General features: G+C 51.8%; 5 protein-coding genes and 1 pseudogene. 5 read left to right on the top strand and 1 reads right to left on the bottom strand.

Annotated elements, in window-relative coordinates:
• Positions 1–253 precede the first annotated feature (253 nt).
• Positions 254–1768, top strand: coding sequence for a transposase (locus JKP77_RS21825; RefSeq protein WP_069945706.1), 1515 nt, complete (start codon positions 254–256; stop codon positions 1766–1768).
• Positions 1769–1859: 91 nt separating this feature from the next.
• On the opposite strand, the gene JKP77_RS21820 is transcribed toward JKP77_RS21825, so the two are convergent.
• On the bottom strand, positions 1860–2543 hold the full coding sequence (locus tag JKP77_RS21820) for a TetR/AcrR family transcriptional regulator (RefSeq protein WP_218313293.1): 684 nt from the start codon (positions 2541–2543) through the stop codon (positions 1860–1862).
• A 320-nt stretch (positions 2544–2863) separates the two neighbouring features.
• On the opposite strand from JKP77_RS21820, the gene JKP77_RS21815 reads away from it, so the two are divergent.
• The 4 genes and pseudogenes from JKP77_RS21815 to JKP77_RS21805 all read left to right on the top strand — a co-directional run.
• Positions 2864–5179, top strand: coding sequence for a TonB-dependent receptor (locus JKP77_RS21815; protein WP_218313292.1), 2316 nt, complete (start codon positions 2864–2866; stop codon positions 5177–5179).
• A gap of 24 nt (positions 5180–5203) precedes the next feature.
• A complete protein-coding gene (locus JKP77_RS21810) occupies positions 5204–6523 on the top strand; it encodes a metallophosphoesterase family protein (protein ID WP_218313291.1) in 1320 nt (439 codons plus the stop codon).
• Positions 6516–6692: a DUF6880 family protein gene (locus tag JKP77_RS22790; protein WP_353743853.1), complete on the top strand. Its 177-nt coding sequence runs from the start codon at positions 6516–6518 to the stop codon at positions 6690–6692. Before JKP77_RS21810 ends, JKP77_RS22790 begins: the two co-directional genes overlap by 8 nt.
• A 422-nt stretch (positions 6693–7114) precedes the next feature.
• Positions 7115–8164, top strand: a pseudogene (locus tag JKP77_RS21805) (transposase); the annotation flags it as partial.
• Positions 8165–8363: the final 199 nt, after the last annotated feature.

Here is an 8363-nt window from a genome sequence, read left to right as displayed (position 1 = left end):
AACCACCTCCGCAGCCATTTATTGGTGTGGTCTACAGAGGATTATGTCTTTTTAGAGGGGAAAATCCCTAGAACCCCAAGGTGGATCTGAATGGAGGGCAGATAACTGATAATCTAAACAATAGCGGACTTCTTGGTACTTGCTCTCTCGGGCTGCTTTGTACGTTTTTCGGACCTTGAGACTATAAATTTCCCACCCTATTGATCAGTAGATTTACATTAAAATCATATACACACTGTGATGCCAATTCAAGATAAAGGCGCCATTGCTAGTAACTCACTCTCATACCTATAAACGACATCGTCCAGAGCAGACGTTACTGTATCAATTGGTCGAACGCCACTACCCAGAATTTCAGAAGCAGCTTTCACAAAAAGGGAAGTCGTTACCACTTCATGTGGTAAAAGAGTTTGAAGAGTTTCTTAGGTGTGGTCGGCTTGAGCATGGTTTTTTGCGTGTAGTTTGTGACGACTGCAAGCATGAGAAACTGCTGGCGTTCAGCTGCAAACGCAGGGGATTTTGCCCAAGTTGCGGTGCAAGAAGGATGGCAGAAAGTGCCAAGTTGTTAGTTGAAGATGTTCTTCACGGTTACCCTGTACGCCAATGGGTATTGAGTTTACCCATCCCGCTTCGTCTACTTCTAGCTAGGTATCCCAAACACTTAAGTAAAATCATGCAAATCATTCATCGTGCTATTTCTTGCGATATTGTGCATCGGGCTGGGTATCTTAAGAAGCAAGCAAACACAGGAGCGGTGACTTACATTCAGCGATTTGGTAGTGCACTGAATCTCAATATTCACTTTCACATGCTCTTTTTGGAAGGCGTTATCACTCAGGAGTGTGGACAGTCCAAATTCAAGTGCGTTAAAGCACCAAACCACAATGATATGGAAACCCTCGTGAATGTCATTAGCCATCGCATCGCGACCTACTTGGAGAAGGCCGGGCTCGTTCAACGGGATATGGACAACACATTTCTCGATTTACCCATGGATGACGAAGATAGTTTACTGCCCTTGCAAGCAGCCTCTGTCAATTACCGCATTGCTGTAGGACCAGATACAGGCAAAAAAGTCTTTGCCTTGCAAACCTTACCTGCCAAAGACGAACAACATTACGGTCAATTAGCTCAAATAAACGGTTTTAGCTTACACGCTGGGGTGTTTGCAGACAGCCATCAAACTGACAAACTGGAAAGGCTATGCAGATATATCTCAAGGCCAGCGTTAAGCGAGCAACGATTGAGTCTAACCGATTCAGGAAAAGTAAGATATCAACTGAAAACTCCCTATCAAGACGGTACCACACATGTCTTTTTTACTCCCTTGGATTTCATAGGCAAGCTCGCGGCACTGGTGCCAGTGCCGAGGCTAAACCTTACGAGGTTTTATGGCGTGTTTGCTCCCAATGCTAAGGTGCGTGCCGAGGTAACGGCTTCACAACGCGGTAAGAATAGCCCTCGCTTAGCAGAGCATCTGAAAGATTCAGATAAACCATACCATGCGCGAAGCATGTCGTGGGCACAAAGGTTAAAAAGAGTATTCAATATTGACATCACAGTCTGTGAGGCTTGTGAAAAAACCAACGTCAAAATTATTACTTGTATTACGGATCCGGCTGTTATCCATAAGATTTTGGCGCACCTTGACAAGCAGACTCTTCTTGAAGCAAAAAACGATTCTCTAATGCCGCCACTTCGAGCTCCACCAGCCACAGCCTCATTCAGTGACTACATCATTCAACGCGACTTCGATTTTGGCGCATGAAGCACAAAAAACAGACCATCACTTGAACATGCAACATGTTGAGGTAAGGGCTTTCACATATCTCATTGCGGATTTCAGTACCCAAGACCAGTTATATTGCGTCTATCTTGATGACAACTACTTCACTGATTCCTGAAAAGTACCCATTTGACACACGTGCAACTGGCCTTAAATACAGCTGACACAGTGGGTAGTACATAGCGTTAATATTTCTTATACTCCCGACAATGCTATCGACTATACCGCTGATTTCCCGATCGCTCAGTTCTCTCTTGACGACGCTGGTGTGATAATGGAGCGCTCCTGCAAGAGTATCCTCGACAAACGCAAGCACTTCCCGGCTCGGCGTAAATGCGCTGATTCGCTTCAAGGGCTGATACAGCTTTTCACTGAACTGGCGACGATACTGATGCCTTATCGCAGCCAACTCGGGGTTTCGAGGCACCACCTCGAGTATCTTCACCATGGCCTGGCCTGGTGTTCCCGTAAGAAATCTGACAATACGCCCGGTGTAGTCAATGAGCACTTCGCGGGGGTCATCATCGGGGCCCATGGCAGGCAGATCATCGTGGTACATATCCTGGAATAAACTCAGAATCAGTTCCCGCTTACTACTGTAGCGCCGATATACGGTATTTCTACCGCATCCCGCGCTGGCGATGACGTCGTCCATGGTAAGGCTGTCGTAGCCTTTTTCCGCCAGCAACTCCCAAGCCGCTGCCTTGATGGCATCGCCAACCCCGGCGCTGCGTGGGCGTCCTCTAGACTGTGTCACTTTCGGGCACTCCTTTCACTTCCCGTCGAGTCATACGAATGACACTTCTTTCCAATATCATCACGTATCGTCAGAGACTCACTCTCAGGGCCTGTTCACACGAAGTCGAGGCTCAAGTTTATGACAATTCCACAATGAAGTCCCGACTGGCCAGACCGGATATTACGCCGCTGGTCCAGTGTCGCCTTCGGGACAATCCGGAAAGCCTGTTTCTTTCATGTTGTCATATTTCCTTCAAACTTCTGCAATCCAATAACGATACTATATCGCATCGTTATTGGATGCCCCCCCTTTTTTTTACTCACAACGAGGTCACAACCATGAAAAACTTGAAATGGCTCCCCGGCCCCCTGGGGTTTGCCCTTTCCGCAACAGCACTTGCCGCTACCGGTGAGCCCTCAAACACGAACACCAGTAATATAACGGAGGTGATTGTAGTAACTGCTCAGAAGAGAGAACAGGAGATCACCGATGTTCCCATGGCAATGAGCGCCTACAGCGGCGAGTTTCTGGAGAAAATCGGCGGCTCCGAGCTGAACAGGGTCGCTGAACTTACTCCCGGGTTCGTGATGCAGCTTCAGGATAGGTTCGCTCCAGGGTTTTCCATACGGGGCATCACTACCAATGATTTCAACCCGGAGAGCGAACTTCGGGTCGCGATTTTCCAGGACGGCGTGGCCGTTACCCATGCCAACGCCTCTTATGGCGAGCTTTTCGATATAGACCGCATCGAAGTCGAAAAGGGGCCTCAATCCACATTGCACGGCAGATCCGCACTGAATGGCGGCGTCTCCATCTTCCAGAAGAAGCCTTTATTCGAACAGGTGTTCGAAGTCAAAGGTGGCTTGGGAGAATATGGTTATCAGCATGTTCAGGCTGTTGCCAATACACCCTTGTCGGATACTATGGCTGTCAGGTTTGGCGCATTGACGAAGGAGAAGGACGGTTTCGTGGAAGACAGCGACGGTTCGGGCAGTTTTAACGCCGTGAACACTGAGGCCTACCGCCTGGGCGTACTTTGGGAACCAAGCGACGATCTACGCTTTCATCTTTCCACCACCTACGATCTCGATGACACCAGCGGCGGCGTACCCTTTAAATCAGGCACGTTTCTGCCGCTGGACCAGAGCACCGGCAAGGTGATCGGCGATCTGGATTTCTGGACTCCCACTCACCTTGAAACCTTTGGGGAGCTGCCAAAATCCTATTTTGAGCGTGAAATCAGGGGAGTAAGCGGAACCACTGAATACACCATTAGCGACCGGTTTACCCTCACATCAATCACCGGCTATCGATGGTTTGAATCGTGCGAGGCCGTCGACAACGACGGTACTCCCACCAATATCATCGCCTCCGAACTGTGTGCCTCTGGAGAACAACTCTCCGAGGAAGTACGTGTAAACTTCACCGACATTGGTCCATTTAACGGTTTTGTTGGCGTTGGCGTGTTCGATGCCCAGAACGATATGAGCTTGGACATGGGATATGATGAGCGCGCCATGTCACTTCTGCTGACTGGCCAACTCCAGGCGTTTGCGCCCCGCGGGCTAACAAACGCGGAGATTAACAGCATGCTGGGTGACTCAGCGAACTCTCTGAAAGCATTTCACCTGGATCGACAGGTCCGCCATGCGGATATCAGAACCTATGACCTCTTTGCCGATGTCACCTCGAACCTCACCGATAATCTGGAGATTTTCATTGGGGGACGTATGACATGGGACAAGAAAGAGGTTTCGCTCCAGGGTACGACACCCTATGGCGTAAGCAGCCTGACCGGGAGCGGATTACTGTTAGGTCCCACACCAGGCAATCAAAAGTACAGCGACTCGAACAGTTCCTCTACAGCCACAGGCAGGGTCGGGCTTCGGTATGAAATTACACCCAACCTGAACTGGTATGCCGTTTACGGCCTGGGCAAACGCCCGGAAGTCGTTACCGTGAATACTAATGGCACCTCTTCACTTATCCCGACAGAGGAGCTGACGTCCATGGAGACTGGCATAAAGTTCCAGCTGCTGGATGGCCGTGTCGTCGGTGACAGCTCCATTTACTATTACGAATATGAAAACTTCCAGACCCTCGCGGCAGTCGAGGGACGACTCGTCACCGTCAACGCCGGCGAGGCGGACTCAACCGGATTTGAAGCCCAGGTTAATTACCTGGCCACTGACAGTTTGAGTTTGTTTGGCAGCTACGGCTACAACAAGGCCAGATTGCGTACCGGCGCATACAAGGACAACAGCTTCCGTAACAGCCCGGATCACATGTTTTCTGTCGGTGCCAGCTTCGAGTGGCCGCTGCAAACCGGTGTCATTGCGTTCTCACCGGTTTACAGCTGGCAGTCAAAAATGTTCTTTTTTGACGACAATGACAAAGCAATTCTTCAGCAGCGAACCCCCGCAGCATTCTCCGACACCAAGGTCGACGAATTCCAGGGTGCCTTCGGACTGTTCAGCGCCCGCCTGTCATACACCAGTGCGGATGAAGCCTGGATGGTGGCTATTGTCGGCGACAACCTGACTGACGAAAAGTACATCGTCGATGCAGGCAACATGGGTGATTATTTCGGCATTCCAACCTTTATCGCCGGCAGTCGCCAGAATGTCCGCGCCGAGTTCACTGTCAATTTCTGATCAACCCCAAAACGGAGCAATTTCATGAATATGATCAATGCCTCGCTCAAGAGCGGGATTCTTGCCTCATTTATCGCGGTATCCACCGCCGCACCCCTGTCTCTGGCGGCTTCACCGGATGATAAAACGTTCACCATCGCGGTGATTCCGGATACCCAGAACTACCTGGACTATACCCACCAGAAAGCTGAAGGGTTTCCCTTCGATGCCAACAAGCTCTTCATAGAACAGATGCAGTACATCGCGGACAACCTGGAAAGCCAGGGCGGTGACATCGCTTTCGTCACCTCCCTCGGGGATGTCTGGCAACACCAGACCTTGTCCATGGACGAAGATCACAAGGCGCGGGGATTCAAGATTGCGCCTAACCCCATTGTGGATAGCCACTTCGCTCCCACGGAAAAGGCCAAAACCGTTGAAATGCCCAAGGCCCATGAAGGCTTTTCCCTGATTGCGGGCAAAGTACCGTTTTCGGTAGCACCGGGAAATCATGACTACGACGCCATGTGGACAGATGCCAATCATCCTCCGTCTGCCAATCCCGACCCCCACGATCTAGCTACTTTTGGCATGCTGCATCCCGGAGGCCTGGACAATTTCCGGTCTGTCTTCGGCGCTAATTCGGTATTTTTCAAGGACAAACCCTGGTACGTGGAGTACAACGATGGCGGCGCCGACAGCGCTCAAATATTCGAGGCGGGAGGCTACAGGTTCCTCCATATCGCTCTCCAGTTCGATGCCCCCAACGCGTCGCTGGAATGGGCCGCCGGCGTGGTGGAGAAACACCCGGGCCTGCCAACCATTGTGTCCACGCACGACTACCTCAACACCGACGGTGAACGAAAGGCCAATCCGGTGATGGATGGTCATGTGGTGGATCCCATTCACAATAACCCCGAAATGGTATGGCAAAAGTTTATTAGCCAGCACGACCAGATTTTCCTGGTGCTTTGCGGCCATCAACTCGCCCAGGCGACCCGCATGGATAGCAATGCCCATGGCAATCCGGTCTGGCAATTACTTTCCGACTACCAGGCTCGGGCCCAAACCGCCATTGACGCCGGCGTCAAGGTCGAATCAGGCCTGGGAATCGGCATAGGAGATGGATGGATGCGCTTCATGGAGTTTGATATGAGCGGTAAGGACCCGGTCGTCCATGTCAGGACGTACTCCACCCATTACGATGTTCAAAGTACCGATCACAAGGAGTACGCGGAATGGTACAAGGATCACGAGCAACCCCATATGACCGAGGCCCAGTTTCGCTCCGGAGATGATTTCAAGCTGAAACTCAACGGCTTTTCCAAGCGTTTTGCCACCAAAGCTGCTCTCGTAAATCAATAATACTTCAGGACAGCACTCCGCCCTCGGGCGGAGTGCTTTTCCTCTTCAGCAGCTGGAAGCGCTGGCCGGGCGAATCAAGGTGTTCGACCCTCTGCTGGAGCATCACGCATTCGTGCAACAATTGCAGTCAGCGCATGGGCGTAAAAGCAGTTTTTGGGCACGCCTGTAGACTTGATGTAGTATTAAAGCCCGCTAATCGAGCATGAGTCTCATACGGATGCTCGGGTCGAAAGGGAATCCCCAGGCGAGTAACCTGTTTGCGGTGATCCATTAGCTGCAGGAGCAGAAGAGCATACATCTGGAAGCAAAGCCAGGAAAGCGGCCTATGGAGCTGTGCGGCAGCGCTCAGTAGGCAATTTTTCAAAATATTGTTAAGCCTTTTCTGAGCATGGTATTTTTCATGGTATTACCAATTAGCAGGAAAATAAGCCATTGAATATAAAAGATAAAAATGTCTTGTTTACAATAGAGTGGGAGTGACGGGCACTGGCTGGCAATGTCTAGCAACGGCAGGCATTTCGGCTGAGGGTAAAAGAACTTTCCGCTAAGCGATAGACTGTATGTAAACACAGTATTGCAAGGACGCGGAACATGCCTCATGTGGCGGCCAGGACGGCCAGGACGGCCAGCCGGGATCGGGATACTGGTCGTTACCAGAGCCACCGACCCGAGCAAACCCTTCTCTATCAGATCGTTGACGAGTATTACCCGGCATTCGCTGCGCTTATGGCAGAGCAGGGAAAGGAATTGCCGGGCTATGTGCAACGGGAATTTGAAGAATTTCTCCAATGCGGGCGACTGGAGCATGGCTTTCTACGGGTTCGCTGCGAGTCTTGCCACGCCGAGCACCTGGTCGCTTTCAGCTGTAAGCGTCGCGGTTTCTGCCCGAGCTGTGGGGCGCGGCGGATGGCCGAAAGTGCCGCCTTGCTGGTTGATGAAGTACTGCCTGAACAACCCATGCGTCAGTGGGTGTTGAGTTTCCCGTTTCAGCTGCGTTTCCTGTTTGCCAGCCGGCCCGAGATCATGGGGCGGGTGCTGGGCATCGTTTACCGCGTCATTGCCACGCACCTGGTCAAGAAAGCGGGCCATACCCACCAAGTGGCCAAGACGGGCGCGGTCACCCTGATCCAGCGTTTTGGATCGGCGCTCAATCTGAATGTTCACTTCCACATGCTGTTTCTCGACGGTGTGTATGTCGAGCAATCCCACGGCTCAGCGCGTTTCCGCTGGGTCAAGGCGCCGACCAGCCCAGAGCTCACCCAGCTGACGCACACCATCGCCCACCGGGTGGGTCGCTATCTGGAACGGCAAGGCCTGCTGGAACGGGATGTCGAAAACAGCTATCTGGCCTCGGATGCGGTGGATGACGACCCGATGACACCCCTGCTGGGGCACTCGATCACTTACCGTATCGCTGTCGGTTCACAGGCGGGGCGAAAGGTGTTCACTTTGCAAACTCTGCCGACCAGTGGTGATCCGTTCGGTGACGGGATTGGCAAGGTAGCCGGGTTCAGCCTGCACGCCGGCGTGGCGGCCAGGGCCGATGAACGCAAGAAGCTCGAACGGCTGTGCCGGTACATCAGCCGCCCGGCGGTATCCGAGAAGCGGCTATTACGGATCCGGCTGTTATCCATAAGATTTTGGCGCACCTTGACAAGCAGACTCTTCTTGAAGCAAAAAACGATTCTCTAATGCCGCCACTTCGAGCTCCACCAGCCACAGCCTCATTCAGTGACTACATCATTCAACGCGACTTCGATTTTGGGGTTCTAGGGATTTTCCCCTCTAAAAAGACATAATCCTCTGTAGACCACACCAATAAATGGCTGCGGAGGTGGGT

This window comes from Alteromonas antoniana (assembly GCF_019249295.1).
GTDB classification, from domain to species: domain Bacteria; phylum Pseudomonadota; class Gammaproteobacteria; order Enterobacterales; family Alteromonadaceae; genus Alteromonas; species Alteromonas antoniana.
This window is presented reverse-complemented; position numbering and strand designations above follow the sequence as displayed.